Below are 16,361 nucleotides of genomic sequence, written 5' to 3' on the forward strand. Positions count from 1 at the left end.
GTTGCTATTTGCGGATGATGGTCACTTGACCGTCTTCTGTCAGTTTAATGATGCTCGATGGCTTGTGAGGCTTATGTTCCTGTCGGCGGCTCCAGCATACATAATCTACGGCTTCGATAATCTTCGGATCGATGTCGGGGTAGTTTTGTGCAGCAGGTTCACCGCTGATGTTTGCCGATGTAGATACCAGCGCTTTCTGGAATCGGAAGCATAGCTCCTTGGAGAAAGGCTCCTGAGTGATGCGTATGCCGACGGAACCATCTTCGGCAATAAGGTTTTCTGCTAAATTGACCGCACCGTCGAGAATAACGGTAGTAGGTTTGTCGCAGCAGTCGAGCAACTGCCATGCCACATCGGGCACTTTGCGGATGTATCGCTGCAGGCGTGCATCGCTATCCACGAGGCAGATGAGTGCCTTCGAATCATCACGTTGTTTGATGTCATAAACACGTTTCACCGCTTCGCTGTTGGTAGCATCGCAACCTATTCCCCATACGGTATCGGTGGGGTAGAGTATAACGCCTCCCTTGCGGAGCACTTCCACAGCCTTACGAATATCTTCTTCTCTGGTCATTTGTTGGTATGTTTTTAGAATTCTGAAGTGAAATGGAACTTGATGTTCTCAAAGTCCTGTTGTGCCATAGACAATACATAGCTTGAGTCAGCGAGAAACACATCGCGTCCGTCCTTATCTTTTGCCATATACTGATACTTGCGTTTTTTGAAGTTGTCGAGCTCTGCGGCATTGTCGCTTTCTATCCAACAGGCCTTGTAGAGCTGTACGGGCTCCCATCGGCATTTTGCGTTGTACTCGTTTTCCAAACGATACTGGATGACCTCAAACTGCAGTTGTCCTACCGTACCGATAATCTTTCTGCCGTTAAACTGGTTGACAAACAACTGAGCCACACCTTCGTCCATCAACTGGTCGATACCCTTCTGCAATTGTTTTGACTTCATTGGATCGTCGTTCTCAATGTATTTGAAGAGTTCGGGCGAGAATGATGGCAGTCCGCGGAAGTGGAGTTTTTCACCTTCGGTCAGCGTGTCTCCGATTTTGAAGATACCATTGTCGGGCAGACCGACAATGTCTCCGGGCCATGCTTCGTCGATAGTACTCTTGCGCTGTGCCATAAACTGTGTGGGACTTGAGAAGCGCAGCGTCTTGCCCTGTCTGACGTGCAAATAAGGCTGGTTGCGCTGGAATTTACCCGAACATACTTTGCAGAAAGCGATACACGAACGGTGGTTGGGGTCGATATTGGCAGTGATTTTGAAGATAAATCCCGTGAATTTAGGTTCGTCGGGCTTTACCATGCGCTCTTCTGCTTTAGTCTCACGAGGACTCGGAGCTATTTCTACAAAGCAGTTGAGCAGTTCCTGTACACCGAAATTGTTGAGTGCCGAACCGAAGAATACAGGTGCTACTTCGGCAGAGCGATAGGTCTCTACGTCAAATTCAGGATATACACCATCTACGAGTTCAAGGTCTTCACGCAGTTTGTCAGCATCGCGTTCACCGACTTTCTCGTCGAGTTCTTTGCTGTTGATGTCTATTTCTACCTTTTCTGTTACTCGCTGTTTGTCGGGAGTAAAGAGGTCGAGCTTCTGTTCGTAGATATTATAAACACCCTTGAACTTTGCACCTTGGTTGATGGGCCATGACAGTGGACGCACTTTGATGCCCAGTTCCTGTTCGAGTTCATCGAGCAGATCGAACGGGTCGCGTCCTTCTCGGTCCATCTTATTGATGAAGATGATAACAGGCGTATTGCGCATGCGACATACGTTCATCAGTTTGCGAGTCTGTGCCTCTACACCTTTAGCGCTATCCACTACGATGATGGCAGAATCCACAGCTGTAAGTGTACGATAGGTATCTTCTGCAAAATCCTGGTGACCCGGTGTGTCGAGGATGTTCACTTTGTATTCAATGTCGCCACCTGCAGGTGTGTAGTCAAATTCCATAACTGATGTAGATACCGAGATACCGCGTTGTTTCTCGATATCCATCCAGTCGGAAGTGGCTGTCTTCTTGATTTTGTTGCTCTTTACAGCACCAGCCACCTGTATCTGTCCACCAAACAAGAGGAATTTCTCCGTCAGCGTTGTCTTACCGGCATCAGGGTGGGAGATGATGGCAAATGTTCTTCTTCTTTCTATTTCTTGATTCATAACTTATCGATACACTGTTTCAAACTGTCTTCCCAATAGGGAATATCTATGTTGTATGTGGTTTTAATCTTTGTCTTGTCGAGCACGCTGTAGTGTGGACGTGGTGCAGCAGAAGGATATTCTGCTGTGTGGAGCGGTCTTACCCGGCAGGTATTGATGCCAGCCAACCGATGGATAGCCTTGGTGAAATCATACCATGAGATGACTCCTTCATTGGAGAAATGGTAGATGCCAGGCTTGATGCCCTGTTCTATAGCAGTCATAATGGCGTTAGCCAAATCGTGTGCATAGGTGGGTGTGCCTATTTGGTCGAACACCACCCCAATGCTGTCTCGCTCCTTTCCCAATCTGATCATCGTCTTGACGAAATTGTTTCCAAAGATGGAATAGAGCCATGCTGTGCGCACTATCATGGTGCGCTTGCAGTATTTCTGCACGTTGATTTCTCCTTCCAGTTTTGTTCTGCCATAGACACTGTTGGGCTTGGTCGTGTCGGTTTCAACGTATGGTGTATGGTTTGTGCCGTCAAACACGTAGTCTGTGGATATCTGAACCATCCATCCGTTGCGTTTCTCTATAGCCTGTGCCAGATATGCAGGAGCAGTGGCATTGAGTGTTGTGCAGAGTTGTTCATCCGTTTCTGCCTTGTCAACGGCAGTATATGCCGCGCAGTTGATGATGCCGTCTATGTGGTGTTCATCCACAAAGTGAGCAATGGCATCGCTATCGGTGATGTCGAGTTCGTCGCGGTCTGTATTATAATAGGTGTGCTGTGGATAGTTATTCTCCAGCAGTTGTATCTCGTTGCCCAACTGTCCGTGGCAACCTGTTACAAGGATGTTCATCTTCCTATTCAAATTGCAGTGGTTCTTCTTTGTCTTTGAGATAATAGTCGTTGAGCATACCGATAAGTGTGCTAATCTCTTGTATGGCATGCTGTGTGTTGGGTGTTATCTCTTTTTTCTGCAACCGCAACATCATCACGCCATATAGCGAGTTGAAGCAAGTCTCTATCTCGTTTTCGTCTTTGCTTGCGCCATGGTTGCGCAACTCTACGATATAGGGTAGCACTTTGTAATATTCGGCGCTGTAGAACGGAAACTTTGTACTACCCAATAGTTGGGTATGTAGCTCCTGCAACATCTGCAGTGTCACCTTGTTGATCTGCAAGTGTCCTTTCTCCCGACAACCTTCCGAGTTCATCATTCTGATGAGGTTTCCAAACCAGTCAGCTTCATCTTCTTTCTGTTCGTCGGTATAGTCGAAGCGCTCGATGTATTCGCGTCGTATGCGGCTCAGCGAGCAGTCGAATGCTCTGATAATGTCTTCCACCTGCCACATATATAGCAGATACTCTGCTATGTTAGTCTTTCTGAGTTGTTGTGCTATTTGCATAATCTGTCTTATGTGCTAAAAGCGGTAAAGGTTGGTACATGTTCCGAAGAGGAATATGACGGAGAAGATGATGACAATTGCACCGATGATCTGATTAATGATGCGTATGCCACTGGAGTCGAAGATGCCTCGCACCTTGTCTATCAGCCATGTCAGTCCATACCACCAGACGAGTGCCCCACCCACAATGCTTGCAAATCCGACAATCATCTCAAATGGTCTGTTTGGAATGACAAATGCAAATTGTGCGAAGAGACCCATGAATAGAAATATAATCAACGGATTGGAGAAAGTGACGAGAAATGCCGTGATGGCATTGTGTGTCATCGATCCGCGTTGTTTACCTGATTGATGGATATTTTTGGTAGGGTCTGATCTCCATGTGTAGATACCAAACGACAGTAGAATGATGCTGCCAATGATCTGCAGATAGAATTTATTCGTGTCGTTATTGATGATGTCCATGACAAAAGCCATACCAAAGCCAGTGATGGCAGCATAGATGATGTCGCTCACTGCGGCACCCACTCCTGTGATGAATCCATACCATCGGCCTTTGTTCAGTGTGCGTTGCACACAGAGTACGCCTACAGGCCCCATAGGAGCTGAGGCAATCATGCCGATTAGCATTCCCTTGAATACCAAATCGACTATATTTATATGTATTGGAAACGGCATATCAAGTGCAAAGATACAAAGAATGTGTGTATCTCGTACATTTCTTTGGAAAAAACTTTGTTTATTCGATGTTTTTTTCATAACTTTGCCACTTGAAATTCGAAAATCAATAACTTAAAATACAATTTTATTAACTTATGAGTGAACAGCAAGGCATCAAACCATATGTCATAGGACTCGATCTCGGAGGCACCAATTCTGTCTTTGGAATCGTAGATTCACGTGGTGACATTAAAACTCAAACAGCCATTAAGACTGGCGGATATACTTGTGCAGAAGATTTTGTTAAGGCTTCTGTCGAAGCACTTCTCCCTATCATTGACCAAGTAGGAGGTATTGAGAAAATAAAAGCCATGGGTATTGGTGCACCCAACGGCAATTTCTATAGAGGAACCATAGAGTTTGCTCCCAATCTGCCATGGGCACACGATGGCATTGTGCCATTGGCACAGATGTTCAGCGATGCACTCGGCATTCCTGTTGGCTTGACCAACGATGCCAATGCTGCTGCATTGGGTGAAATGGTATATGGTGTGGCACGCGGCATGAAGAATTTTATCGTCATCACCCTTGGTACCGGAGTTGGTTCGGGTGTGGTTGTCAATGGACAGCTGCTCTACGGTCACGATGGATTTGCCGGTGAGTTAGGTCACGTCACTATGGTTCGTGGTGCTCAAGGTCGCATTTGCGGTTGCGGTCGCACTGGATGTTTGGAGGCTTATTGCTCTGCCACAGGTGTGGCACGCACTGCCCGCGAGATGCTTGAGAAGACCGAGCGTCCCTCATTGCTCCGCGAGCTGGATGCCGAAAAGATTACTTCGCTCGACGTAAGCATTGCCGCAGGCAAGGGTGACGAACTGGCTAAAGAGATTTTCGACTTCACTGGTACGATGCTTGGTGAAGCCTGTGCCGACTTCGCTGCATTCTCTTCTCCTGAGGCATTCATCTTCTTTGGTGGCCTGGTGAAAGCCGGTAAGCTCATCATGGATCCTATCAAAGTAGCATATGACAACCACGTGATGAACATTTTCAAGGGTAAGGCCCAGTTCTTGGTGAGCGGTCTCGATGGCGCTTCGGCTGCTGTTCTTGGTGCGTCAGCCATCGGTTGGGAAATCTAATCCCTCATCCATCAGATAGTAACGCAAACTATTATCATAATTGCCACAGTTGCCAGCATTGTGCAACTGTGGTATTTTTTTGCTGTTTTGTTTGGTGGTTCCGTGGAATTATACTATCTTTGCAACGTCAAGGTACGCATAACAGCGTTTAAAAGGGAATGTGAGTGAGAATCTCCTACTGTCCCGCAGCTGTGAGTTCCCTTAGCACATTCCAAGCAAAACAATCCACTGCCCTTTATGGCGGGAAGGAGTTTGGAGTGGGAACAAAGTCAGAAGACCTGCCTCGATGTTAATATGCGCATCGCTCTCGATGTAAGGGCGACTGTGCGACAATACTGATTAAGACCAAAAAGCACAAGAGGGCCACTATGTGGTTGCTCTTAGTCATAGTTATACATGTATAAGTATTTTGATGTAAGTTTATTTCGTTTGTTGAAAGTCCAGCCGTGATGGCTGGGCTTTTCTGATTTCTTGCGACCGCCACAGCCCATGTTTTGATGATTTATCTAACGTAGTTTTGTTGTCCGTGTAACATATTGATGTTCAAAAGGTAATATCCATAGCTCGGCAAATCAAATTGTTTTCCTCGGCAAATCAAATTGTTTTCCTCGGCAAATCAAATTGTTTTCCTCGGCAAATCAAATTGTTTTCCTCACCAAATCAAATTGTTTTCCTCACCAAATTCATTGAAATTGCTCACCAAATTCATTGAGATTGCTGAGCAAATTCATTGAATTTACTGATCCATGTACCTTGTGAACGGATGCAATGTAATGATAAATTGTGTGTTATGCGGCTTTGTGAAAGGATGTGGAAAATAGAATTTTGATGGCGTGAGAAACCAAGTGGCGGCTTTCTGCAGATAGATACTCTGCGAAAGCATAGGGAGAGTGATGGGGCAGAAAGCTGTTTGTAGGCTGTGCGTGCGTCATGCATAACTGTGCATGCCACCAAGGAAATAGTTGACACCGAAGTAGGTCATCAACACCGAGAAGAATGCGATGAGCATATAAAGATGGTATGCCACAGGTCGATGGGGCGCAAGGAAAGTGGTGCGGTGTAGTGGAACGGCATAAACGAGCAGGGTGATGAGTGCCCAAACCTCTTTCGGATCCCAGCTCCAATACTTTCCCCACGACACGTTAGCCCATACCGCACCGAGGAATATGCCGCCTGCCAACAGGAAAACGGCTGGATATAGCATCAGTTGAGACAGTACGGTGAGCAATTCCTCGTGGCCGGTATGGCCACGATGATGGACTATCAGTGCCACTATGCCACTCATCATGGTGAAAGCCAAGAGTGCATAAGCCATCATGACGAGGCTGACGTGGATGGTGAGCAATGGCGACTGGAGTACGGGCATGAGTGATGTAATCTGCGGATTCATCTCGCTCAGATGGGCTATCAGTAGGGTGAACCCCGACAGCAGCAGGGAAAACGGAACGATAATAGATAGGCGGCGATGGAACATCACACCGACGGTTTGCAGCGCAAGAGCGAGAAAAAGCATGGTTTCAAAGCCGTTGCCCAAGGGGATGCGACCGCTGATGTACCAGCGCAAAGCATAGCCTGCCACCAATACCAACCACGATAGTCCTCCCAAGAGGCAGACCGTTTGCCATAAGCAATGGCGGAAACGAAACGCAGGGATGAGCAACAGGCAGAATGCCAATATGCCCAAGGTGAGATTGGTTATAAACAGCAGACTGACAAAGGGTATGCGGTTGTAACATATCTCTGCCACGAGGCGGTGCTGATTGATAGCCACACCACTTGCCGGGCGCAACAGTTCACCTTCGGTGAGCATCAGTATGATGCCCACTTTCTCGTCGAGCTCTCTGACAGCCTTAGTTTCCCCAGCGCTGGCAATGAGTTGTTGCAGTCGATACTGACCTGTATTGTCGAAGAGATCGGCAAGGCGGGCATATTTACCGTCGATGCCCAACTGTTGGCGCAACTTGCTGTCTTTCACCAAGAGCATTGGTTCGTCAGACCAAGTCTCAGGACGCTGCATCCAACCATATAACACTTGTTCGGCAGTAAGTCCTTTATAGGAGGTGCGCCCATAGAGTTTAAGTAGGAAATCGCGTGCCAGCGTGTTGAGTGGTGCTATTCGGTCGTTATAGACCACCGGCATTTCAGCCAACCGATTGGCTCGTTCTGCCGTGATAGTAGGCACACTTCGGGCATGTACAGACATGGAGCAAACTATCAGCAGCATGAGTGTAGCACCATGGCGCAACAGGGGTGACCGCAGTAAGCGACCGAATGTTTCGCGCCGGTCGATGAGCAACCAGACCATCGATAATGCCAGTAATACATAGCCGCCATAGCTGATGGGAGTGCCCCATGGGTCGTAGTTGACTGTAAGTACCGAACCTTGACGGTCAGGGTCAAACGATGTTTGGTAGAAACGATAGCCCTCCACCTCAAGAATATGGTTCATCGAGATGGTGGCTTCATGGTGTTGACGGTCTGCCGTAATGTAGGTTACCTGGCTCTGAAAGTCTTGTGGCGCCTCTGTACCAGGATAGCAAACTACGGAGAAACCTTGTAGGGTCATCTGCTGAAAAGGCAATGGTGCCGACAGCTGTGAGTCTTTGATGGTGTAGCAATCTGCCGGTTGGCCTTTGCGCAAATGGAGTGTGCCCTCGCTACTGGTCAGCCATGAGGCGGCAGCCCCTGCCAGTATCAGCAACAGTGCAGCATGAAGCAACATCACACCCAGTCGCCGCCAGAGGCGCATGCGCCATATAGCCGCCATGCCCCCCAAGGCCATCAATGCCCAAAGCGCAAAGAACCATGAGGTGTGATAGACATGTGTGGCAGCATACGAAGCCCCATGGCGTTGCTCCACGAAGGTGGCAACAGCCATGGTGGCTATGAGTATGGTCATAAGCAGCGTGAGAACGATGCGGAGATGCTTCATCTTTGGATGTTGTAACGTAAACTTTACAATGTTATCAGAATGGGTTGTACTGCGGGTGGTTGGTTTTGCGCACTGCTATGCACTCCATTTCAATCAGCCACCCCGGTCGGCATACTGGTGCGTGGACTATCACGTAGGGATGTCCAGGGAAGCGTTCTGCAAACAACTGACTGACTACAGCATAGTCGGCAGTGTCGCGCAGATAGACTACCATCATGCCTACGTCCTCCATGGTGCAGTCGGCTTCAGCCAACAGCGCTTCTACATTCTCCCACATGCGGTGGGTCTGACGGCGAATGTCCTTGGGATAGACAATCTGCCCCTTGTTGTCGATACTGGCAGTGCCCGATATAAACACTTGTCGGCGGTCGCCATAATCGACCATGGTGCCTCGCTCAAAGCTCACACCATACTCGCTGGTGCGGTTCAGGTGGGTAGGAGCATAGAGATATGCCACTTGCTCTTTCTCAATACCAGCCACGGCATAGGTGTCCAACTGTGTCAGCACGTTAGGGTCTGCCTGTCTGCCACCAATGCCGGTAGAGGCTATGAAGTGGGTCTTGGCAGTAAGTCCTTGGGTGAAGAAGAACTGGTTTCTCGCACGCACCACACCGCCATAGTTCAAATCCACATCGTTGACAAAAAACCAAGTGCGTATGCAGTTGTCCTTCAGCGTGCATCCCTCCTCAATGAGCTGCAGGTTGTATTCGTTGAAAAGCAGGCGAGTCTGATATTCAGAGTTGGTTGCCATGTTGTGGGCACTGCCGCTCCAAAGGTGACGGTAAGCACCGTGGCGCACCTCATAAAGGCCACTTTGACCTATTCCGGTCTGTACGTCGGTCATCAGATAAACCCACAGTGCCACCTTGGTGCCGTCGAGCGGAGCCTGCTGGATGATACTTTTGGCACAATCGGTCATATCTGCGGCAGCCACTTCATCTTCCTGATTGGCAGAGTCGCTTAGGAAATAGCGCTTGAAGATGCAGCGTGCACCATGCAAAGTGTTTTCTACCAGTGTGGAATAGGCATCCATGATGGCTTGCAACTGCTGTGGAAAATCCATAGTGGCATCATCGACATGGATTATGGCATGGTATTCTTTCACTGCCGTGTCATTGTCGAAACAGAAGATGTCGGCATGTGCCTTTTCGTATTGTATCGTGTTCAGTCTATTCATATCTTTCTTTGATGTTATTGCTCTGCACCTCCGTCAATCCAACTGTCGATAAGGGGCAGGATAAGTTCTGCGTTCTTTTCCGACACAAGGTCGAAGTGGTTCATAGAGATACCCTCTACATGTTCGTTGTGTAGCACCATGTGTAGCACACTCTCTGCGGCTTTGCCAGGCGCTACGAGTTGGTGACCTTCCACTTTTCTGGATGCCACACCTACCAGTGCTGCATACGATTTGCCTGCCGTAAGGTTGAGGCCTGCTGCGGCATAGTTGCTTGCGCCGTGGCAGTTGGCACAGGTTGTGTTGAGGTATCCCTGCTGTATAGCATTGAGCATACTGGCATCTACGGTGCCCAACTCCAGTCGGATGGTGTCGCGCACACCTTCGGTTGCCACTTCGCTAAACGTCACTACATTGCGGCGCAGACGGTCGAGCACACAGAGGCGAACACTCGTCACCTGGTCGGGAATATTGTTCAGCGTCATGCTCACCTGTCCGTCGGCATTGGCCCGAACGGCTTTAGAGATGCTGGCATAGTCATCGCCTTCGGCAAAGCCTGCCAGTGACACGGTGTAATTATCGGTCCAATGGTCCAAACCAGTAATGGTTGCCGTGAGTCGGGCTGATTGTCCGGTGGTGTCAACAGCCACCTCATTATAGATGCGTCCGTCGTCGCAGGCTGCCAACAGCAGTACAGCGATGGCAGCAAATGCGAAGATACGGATTTTCATTGACTTATACAAATATTTCATCATTAAAAAGCAAATTGCATCATGATACATGCGGTATGGGTAGCAATGCCGAGGTCATCGAGGTCGCGGTCTAATTGTGTGGCATGTCCGGTACGACCGATATACTGATACATGGCAGACAGTTTCAGATTGGTGTTAGGTACAAAATAGTTGACCACGGCTGCCGGCATGTTGAGAAAACCGTCTTTTGAAGAACCATTGCGGTCCATGAAGTCGTAACGCACGCCCAATTGCCATTGTGGAGCTACGAAATAGCCTGCTTGTGCATATCCTCCCCAGAAGTCATAAGTCTTGTCTATCTTCTGACGGTCGGTGAATCCAACATGCATGTAGTAGGCTTCGGCGGCAAAATACCATTTGTTTTTCAGCCAGGCAAACTCCAAACCGGCGCGGAAGTCGTTGGTACTCTCGTTTTCTGCCTCGTTGTTGTAGTTGGCGCTGATGCCGATAAGCATCTTGTCGAGATGTTGCATCTTGGCATTACCCTGTGTCATGGGCATCGGACCATTAGGCATATAGGTCAAACGACCAGCGTAGAGCAGTGAAGGCAAATGGTTGTCGTCGCTGAAACCTTTGGTGGCACTGTTGACAGATGACCCTGTTCCGTTGAAAAGTCCTGCTTCATAGCCAAACTTATTGTTGATGACGCCATGCACCTCAAAGCCCAAGTCGAATCCGGTACCTATGCTTGGGGTGACGGCATTGAGGGAGTAGGGCAGGATGCTGCTTGCAGTCAGCGAAGTGGGAACCTGTGGAAACAATGTCTCGCCAAGTGTGGTGAGGTAGGCATGTGTGAAGGGTGTCTTGAATTTACCAGCGCGGAAACGCAAGGCAGGACTAACGGCATAGTCAATCCATGCCTGTTGCAACACATTGCCACCCGATGCTGCGGCATTGATACTGATGTTGTAATCGATCTTACCGAATGCCTTACCGGTGAAACCGATGATGGCATAGGGAATGGCAAAGCCACTGTTGGCAATGTTATCCTGATTGTAGGCTTTGTCAAGTCCCTCGTCGTCGTAGTATTTCATGTTGAGCGTACTCTGCACATACATATAGGGCTTGAACACGAAATTGCCATCCTTAGACTGAAGGGTGAAGCCACGGTCGTCGGCAATGGGCAGCACGCCGTTCTCCATATCCATTTTGCCAGTGGTGTTGTCGGCACTCTCGGTGTTGGCGTTGGCAGCAAGTTCGCTGTTGTTTTCTATCTTTTCTGTCTCGGCAAAAGCACCTGCTGAGAGCAGAGAGGCCATAACGATGGCCATGATTCTGTTGTATTTCATTGGTTGTATTTGTTGGGTTTTACCTGATTGTTGTTGGATGATACGTCTGACAAGATGCTTGAATTAAAGTGACCAAAGGAATTGTATCAGCTGGTTGCGCTGTTGTTTGGTCATGTTCTTAAACTTGTTTTTGGAGGCTTCGCCCTCGCCGCCGTGCCACATAATGGCTTCGGTGAAGTTGCGAGCCCGGCCATCGTGCAGGAAATAGGTGTGTCCGTTTACCTTTTTCTGAAGACCGATACCCCACAGCGGGGTGGTGCGCCATTCGTTTCCACGAGCCAGACCGCTCACAAAATTATCGTTCAAACCCACGCCCATGATTTCTGAACCCATGTCGTGGAGTAGATAATCGGAGTAGGGGTGTATGGTTTGTCCTCCAAGCCAAGGCAATGTAGTGCCTGCCAGCAAGGTGGTGCCGCGCTTTTTGGTATGCAGCGTAGTGACGTGGCACAGGTGGCAGCCTGCCTGATAAAAGAGCTTCTGACCTTCAATGACGTCGGGATCGTTGACATTGCGACGGGCAGGAACAGCAAGTGACTGCATGTAAAGATCGACATCTTCCATCTGCTCTGTGGTGCAGTCCAGTTGTTGATAGGACAATCCCATCATCGAACCATCCTTCATCTGTGATTGTCCTTCACAGATCTCCTCTGGATAACGGCTGTTGGTGAGGCCCATATCGCTCGAAAAGCCCAGTTCGACGGTCAAATCGGCATGTTGCGCCTTGTTGCCGGAAAGTCCCAGTTGGCGCACGCCACGCTCAGTGATGTAGTTGCAGCGACCGCTGATGCCCCATTCGGGATAGTTGCTCTTGCGTGCCAATGCCTCTATTTCGTTGGGATCGAGTGCCATCATCTGGCCCATACCTACGTGGCGAAGCGGAACACGAACGGTGCAGAAGAGATCCTCAGGACGGATACTGTCGGCATACCATTCGGTGATATGCCATTTAGGGACGCAGAGCGTGTATTTTTCACCGTCTGGAAAGGAGTATGTCATCGAGTCAATAGTCACTTTTAGTTTGCCTTCAGGCTTCACACCATAGATGGCTTGGTCGTGAATGACGCGGCCATAGTTGGGAAAGAATGTTCCGTTGCGGCGAGTGATGTAGATCAGCGATGAGGTAAAACCGTACTGTCCGGATCCGTCATCGCTTCCGTTTTTGAAGTTTGTCCAATAGGTTGGTTCCGTGCGACCGGCATTACGGTGGCAACTGCCACAAGAGTAGCCTGCATAGACAGGGCCGAGACCGCCGCCATAGCCATTCTCATTGGCAGATTTGACATTGTCGTAGAGTTGGTCGCCAGAGCTGAACCGTGAACTATAAGCCCCTGATAGCCATCTTGCGCCTTGGTCGTAGGCCACCGATGAACTATAGAAACCGGTGGAAGTGCCTGCTGATAGTTCGTAGCCAGTGGGCACATCGATGTCGGTCACATCGAGTTTTTCATCGTCGGTGCAGCTACCAAGCATGGCCAGAGCGGTCAACAGCAAAGGGAAATGCAGCCATTTATTCATGTTTAGTATGTTTCTTTTTGTTTGCCACGATAGCGAAGGCGAGGAAATGGTGACTTTCCTGCCTTCGCCATGTGTGGATAATATGGTTCTTGTGTTCGCAATTTTATTTCACGGTGCGTGCTTTACCATCTTTGAAGATGAGGAATTCCAGTGTGTGGAAACCGCGGAGACTCTGTGCTGATTCTATCTTGTCGTCGCTCTCGCCTTCTTTCCAGTTGAGGTTAGAGAAGTCTTGCGACTTCAGAATCTGTACAATCTGTGACTGGTCGAGAGGCCAGCTGTCCATGTTGGGGTCAAGTCCAAGCTCATCAACAGGACCGAAGAGGAAGGCCTCACTCTGTTCCCAAGGAGCACGAGCATCGAGCCATGCCTGAGCGCAAGCAGAGAAATTTGCATTTGAAGGACTGGCCTTGAAAGCACGAACTGCGGTGTCGAGAGCTGCATTCTTTTCTGCCAATTCCTTGTAGGTAGGCAGTACTACTGCATCAACATACTGTTTGACGATGGGATCAAGAGTGGCATCGTCGTTGATGTTGGCATCGAAATAAGGTTTGAGTTCCTGTTCGATGAAGTTTACGAGGTCGGCACAGGCATTCATGGCAGCTACAGTTTCGGTGGTGTTGATATTGTTGCGGAATGGCTGTGTAATAGCATAGATGGCATCGGCTGCTGCGGCAATCTTCACTTTGGCTTCGGTATCGAGTGTAGCATTCTTCTTGGCGAGTAGTGCTGACAAAGAATTGCTGTTGATGCTACCATCGCGTGAACCATAATAGGCATTGCGGATAGAGTAGATGTTGTTGCGATAGTCGTCGCGAGAATGCCAGCTGTACCATGATTCTACGGCATAGAGCGCTTCGGTCTTGTTGCCGGCAGTGTATTTGCTGTATGGGTCGCCAATCTTGGTGTCGCCAACCTCACCTGCAATGTCGATACATCCTTCGAAAATCTGATCCACACAGTCGATGGCTGACTTATATTCTGTGGTGTTATGGTTCTTGAAGGTGTTGGCATAGCCATTGTTCCATTGGTTGTAAAGGGTGTTTGCATCCTCTTTCAACAGGTTGGATACAGTTACCATGTAGTTTGCCCATTGCTCGGCATAAGCAGAACTGTAGTCAAGATCTGATGCCTGACTGGGGTCGATGATTGGATTGTTGACGTCGTTTTTGTCATCGCCACAGCTGACAACAGTGGCGGAGAGTGTGCATACTGATACCATCAGCAGTGCGTACTTAAAAAACTTTTTCTTCATGAGTCTGTATTGTTTTGTTGCTTATAATTTGCTTATTGGTTATTTCTTAGCGAACCACAGCATGTATGCCACACCGATACGCAGTTCGTTTTCGCTATTGTATTGGCTCGTGCCAAACATCTTGGAGGTGCCTATCTGACGAGTGGTGTAGTCGGCTTTGACTACCAAGTTGGGTAATGGACGCCAGTTGGCACCGATACTCCATAAGCTGACTTGGCATCGCTTATCGGCAATCAAACCTGATTCACATTTCTCTTGTGGGTTATAATAGTTGTAGTGCACGAAAGGATAGATAACGGGGAAGTGGGATACACCGGGGAAAAACGATTTGAGGTTCACACCTACTTCGGCGCTCCAATCTACTGCGCGCTTGGCAACAGGTCCCATACGACTGTAAGGCGACTTGTTGGAGTAGTATTTGTTGGCGGCAGTGAGTCCTGTGGTCTCAGTGATATTGCCAGAAAGGTAGTTGGCACGTGCGGTTACATAACGGTTGCTGTACTGTGCATCAAAGGAGTAGAGCAGTACGTTGATGTCGCCCATGTTGGCATAGGTAATGAGTTTGTCGGCGTTTTTGCCTGCCTTGGGATTGTAGAACATAGATGCTCCGACTCGCAAACCGGCTATTCCGCGCCAATCCAGACGTAGCGTATAGGCAGGAGCAGTGAAATTGTCGGTTTCAAGAAATCCTTGTTTCCCTCCTTGTATCCAGTTGTATGAGTCGAAACCATTGGGGTTCAGACCTGCTGTTACCAGTGCTTGATAATCGAAAGTGGCAGCTCCTTTGCCTATTGTACCGAATAGTTCTACACCAGTCTCGTGCCAGGTAGAAGCCATAATCGTGGTCGCACCCTCTGGTCGTGCGGCTGTAAAGAAGTTCAAAGGTTCGTGATGGGCGTTGGTAAGTCCTACGGGAATGATGAGATGTCCTACGCGAACATTGAATTGTGGAGCGATGAGTCGGGTGATGTGGAATTGTTCGAGGGCAACTTCGCCACCTTTTTCCATTTCTGTTTCATATTCGCCATTCTCACTGCCTGACTGTGCTTCCATCTCTACGGCAGAACCTGTTCCACCTGCTTCGAATTCTATTTCGGCAGAAAGAATCCATTTGGGAGTAATCTTATATTCGCCTTGAAGGATGAAGCGAGGAATGGAAATCTCGTTGTGGTTGATCTTTGTATTGCCTACGCTATTGCCATAGAAGCGGTTCAATCCGTAATCTTTGAAGGTGGCAAGCATCTCACCGTAGCTTCCGATGCGCCATTTTTCATAGTCGTTGCTGTTACTCTTTTTGGGTTGAGCGGCTTTTGGCGCTGTCTCATTGCTTGTTGTTGCATCCTGAATTAGTGCATCGTTGTTGTCTTGTGAACCGATGGCCATTGCGGAAGTAGCGGTCAACAGGCCAGCTGCCATCATCAGAAATTGTCTCTTGTTCATGTCTTTGCGTCTTGTATCGTTTATTTTTCGGCTGCAAAGGTACGGTGCTTTGATGAGGCATGCAATACTCAAAAAATGTGAAATAGTGTAACGAAGGCTTTATTCGCGATACTTAATCGTGGTGATATAAAATAGTTTTAAAGATTTTCTTTTTGCTCTATTTGTTTTGTATAATGCGCTCTTTTTGATAACTTTGCACGTTGAAATCAAACGTTACAATGGGAAGAAACAAATATTCGGCTGATGAAATCAAACAGATAGCCAAACTGCTTCGCCTGAAAAATGCAAGCAATAGGGCTGGACAGAAACAAGTGCGTCACGACTTGCGCACGCAGTTTGAATTTAATATCTCTGACTTTAATGAGCCTGGAAAGGCTTTCGGTGAGGAAGAACTCCACGAGGCAGTGCGTCGTGGCGCTATTCAGATACTTGATGATGCTACCATTGAGGCGATGAAAGCCAAACGGGCACGTGATAAAGCGCGCGATGAGGCGGCCCGCCAGCAAGAAGCACTTGACAAAGGAGAACAGACCGACTGGCAGGAGGCATTGCGCGAATGGAAAGAATGGGAGAATCAGAACGATACCCAAAAATAGGTATTGTGGTTGGAAAGTATTGTCGGTTTGTCTGAAAAT

General features: G+C 48.5%; 14 protein-coding genes and 1 riboswitch. Of the genes, 2 read left to right on the forward strand and 12 right to left on the reverse strand.

What is annotated here, in order from left to right; translation table 11 throughout:
• Positions 1 to 4: 4 nt before the first annotated feature.
• Genes CIK93_RS01725 through CIK93_RS01745 form a run of 5 tightly spaced genes read right to left on the reverse strand, consistent with a single transcriptional unit; the run spans position 5 to position 4,248 of the window.
• Complete coding sequence (locus CIK93_RS01725) at positions 5 to 574, reverse strand: L-threonylcarbamoyladenylate synthase (protein WP_094390100.1); 570 nt, start codon at positions 572 to 574, stop codon at positions 5 to 7.
• A 14-nt stretch (positions 575 to 588) separates the two neighbouring features.
• Positions 589 to 2,175 carry a peptide chain release factor 3 gene (locus tag CIK93_RS01730; protein WP_094390099.1) on the reverse strand — a complete coding sequence of 529 codons (1,587 nt, stop codon included), beginning with the start codon at positions 2,173 to 2,175 and terminating at the stop codon, positions 589 to 591.
• The gene (gene rfbD / locus CIK93_RS01735) at positions 2,172 to 3,020 is read right to left on the reverse strand and encodes a dTDP-4-dehydrorhamnose reductase (protein ID WP_094446391.1); all 849 of its coding nucleotides are present in this window, start codon (positions 3,018 to 3,020) and stop codon (positions 2,172 to 2,174) included. The genes CIK93_RS01730 and rfbD overlap by 4 nt, the downstream gene beginning before the upstream one ends.
• Before the next feature lie 4 nt (positions 3,021 to 3,024).
• Positions 3,025 to 3,570, reverse strand: a complete 546-nt coding sequence (locus CIK93_RS01740; RefSeq protein ID WP_094390097.1) for a DUF4924 family protein — start codon at positions 3,568 to 3,570, stop codon at positions 3,025 to 3,027.
• Positions 3,571 to 3,585: 15 nt separating this feature from the next.
• Positions 3,586 to 4,248 (reverse strand): LysE family translocator, encoded by a 663-nt coding sequence (locus CIK93_RS01745; protein ID WP_094390096.1) that lies wholly within the window; start codon positions 4,246 to 4,248, stop codon positions 3,586 to 3,588.
• Positions 4,249 to 4,385: 137 nt separating this feature from the next.
• On the opposite strand from CIK93_RS01745, the gene CIK93_RS01750 reads away from it, so the two are divergent.
• Positions 4,386 to 5,366: an ROK family protein gene (locus CIK93_RS01750; protein ID WP_094390095.1), complete on the forward strand. Its 981-nt coding sequence runs from the start codon at positions 4,386 to 4,388 to the stop codon at positions 5,364 to 5,366.
• Between the two features lie 113 nt (positions 5,367 to 5,479).
• Positions 5,480 to 5,667: riboswitch (cobalamin riboswitch) on the forward strand.
• Positions 5,668 to 6,294: 627 nt separating this feature from the next.
• Here CIK93_RS01750 and ccsA read toward each other — a convergent pair.
• From ccsA to CIK93_RS01785, 7 genes are all read right to left on the reverse strand, one after another.
• Positions 6,295 to 8,298 carry a cytochrome c biogenesis protein CcsA gene (gene ccsA / locus CIK93_RS01755; protein WP_094446392.1) on the reverse strand — a complete coding sequence of 668 codons (2,004 nt, stop codon included), beginning with the start codon at positions 8,296 to 8,298 and terminating at the stop codon, positions 6,295 to 6,297.
• 34 nt (positions 8,299 to 8,332) lie between these two features.
• Positions 8,333 to 9,475, reverse strand: coding sequence for a Rid family hydrolase (locus tag CIK93_RS01760; protein WP_094446393.1), 1,143 nt, complete (start codon positions 9,473 to 9,475; stop codon positions 8,333 to 8,335).
• Between the two features lie 14 nt (positions 9,476 to 9,489).
• A complete protein-coding gene (locus CIK93_RS01765; RefSeq protein WP_144269524.1) occupies positions 9,490 to 10,203 on the reverse strand; it encodes a hypothetical protein in 714 nt (237 codons plus the stop codon).
• A gap of 23 nt (positions 10,204 to 10,226) precedes the next feature.
• Positions 10,227 to 11,513 carry a porin gene (locus CIK93_RS01770; RefSeq protein WP_094446395.1) on the reverse strand — a complete coding sequence of 429 codons (1,287 nt, stop codon included), beginning with the start codon at positions 11,511 to 11,513 and terminating at the stop codon, positions 10,227 to 10,229.
• A 63-nt stretch (positions 11,514 to 11,576) separates the two neighbouring features.
• Positions 11,577 to 12,986 carry a di-heme oxidoredictase family protein gene (locus tag CIK93_RS01775; RefSeq protein WP_371327205.1) on the reverse strand — a complete coding sequence of 470 codons (1,410 nt, stop codon included), beginning with the start codon at positions 12,984 to 12,986 and terminating at the stop codon, positions 11,577 to 11,579.
• Between the two features lie 148 nt (positions 12,987 to 13,134).
• Entirely contained in the window at positions 13,135 to 14,286 is a 1,152-nt protein-coding gene (locus tag CIK93_RS01780) for an imelysin family protein (RefSeq protein ID WP_094446396.1), read from the reverse strand.
• Between the two features lie 39 nt (positions 14,287 to 14,325).
• Complete coding sequence (locus CIK93_RS01785) at positions 14,326 to 15,726, reverse strand: hypothetical protein (RefSeq protein WP_094446397.1); 1,401 nt, start codon at positions 15,724 to 15,726, stop codon at positions 14,326 to 14,328.
• 218 nt (positions 15,727 to 15,944) lie between these two features.
• Between CIK93_RS01785 and CIK93_RS01790 the strand changes: the two genes are divergently transcribed.
• Complete coding sequence (locus CIK93_RS01790) at positions 15,945 to 16,322, forward strand: hypothetical protein (protein WP_094439967.1); 378 nt, start codon at positions 15,945 to 15,947, stop codon at positions 16,320 to 16,322.
• Positions 16,323 to 16,361: the final 39 nt, after the last annotated feature.

This window comes from Prevotella sp. P3-92 (genome assembly GCF_002251205.1).
Taxonomy (GTDB): domain Bacteria; phylum Bacteroidota; class Bacteroidia; order Bacteroidales; family Bacteroidaceae; genus Prevotella.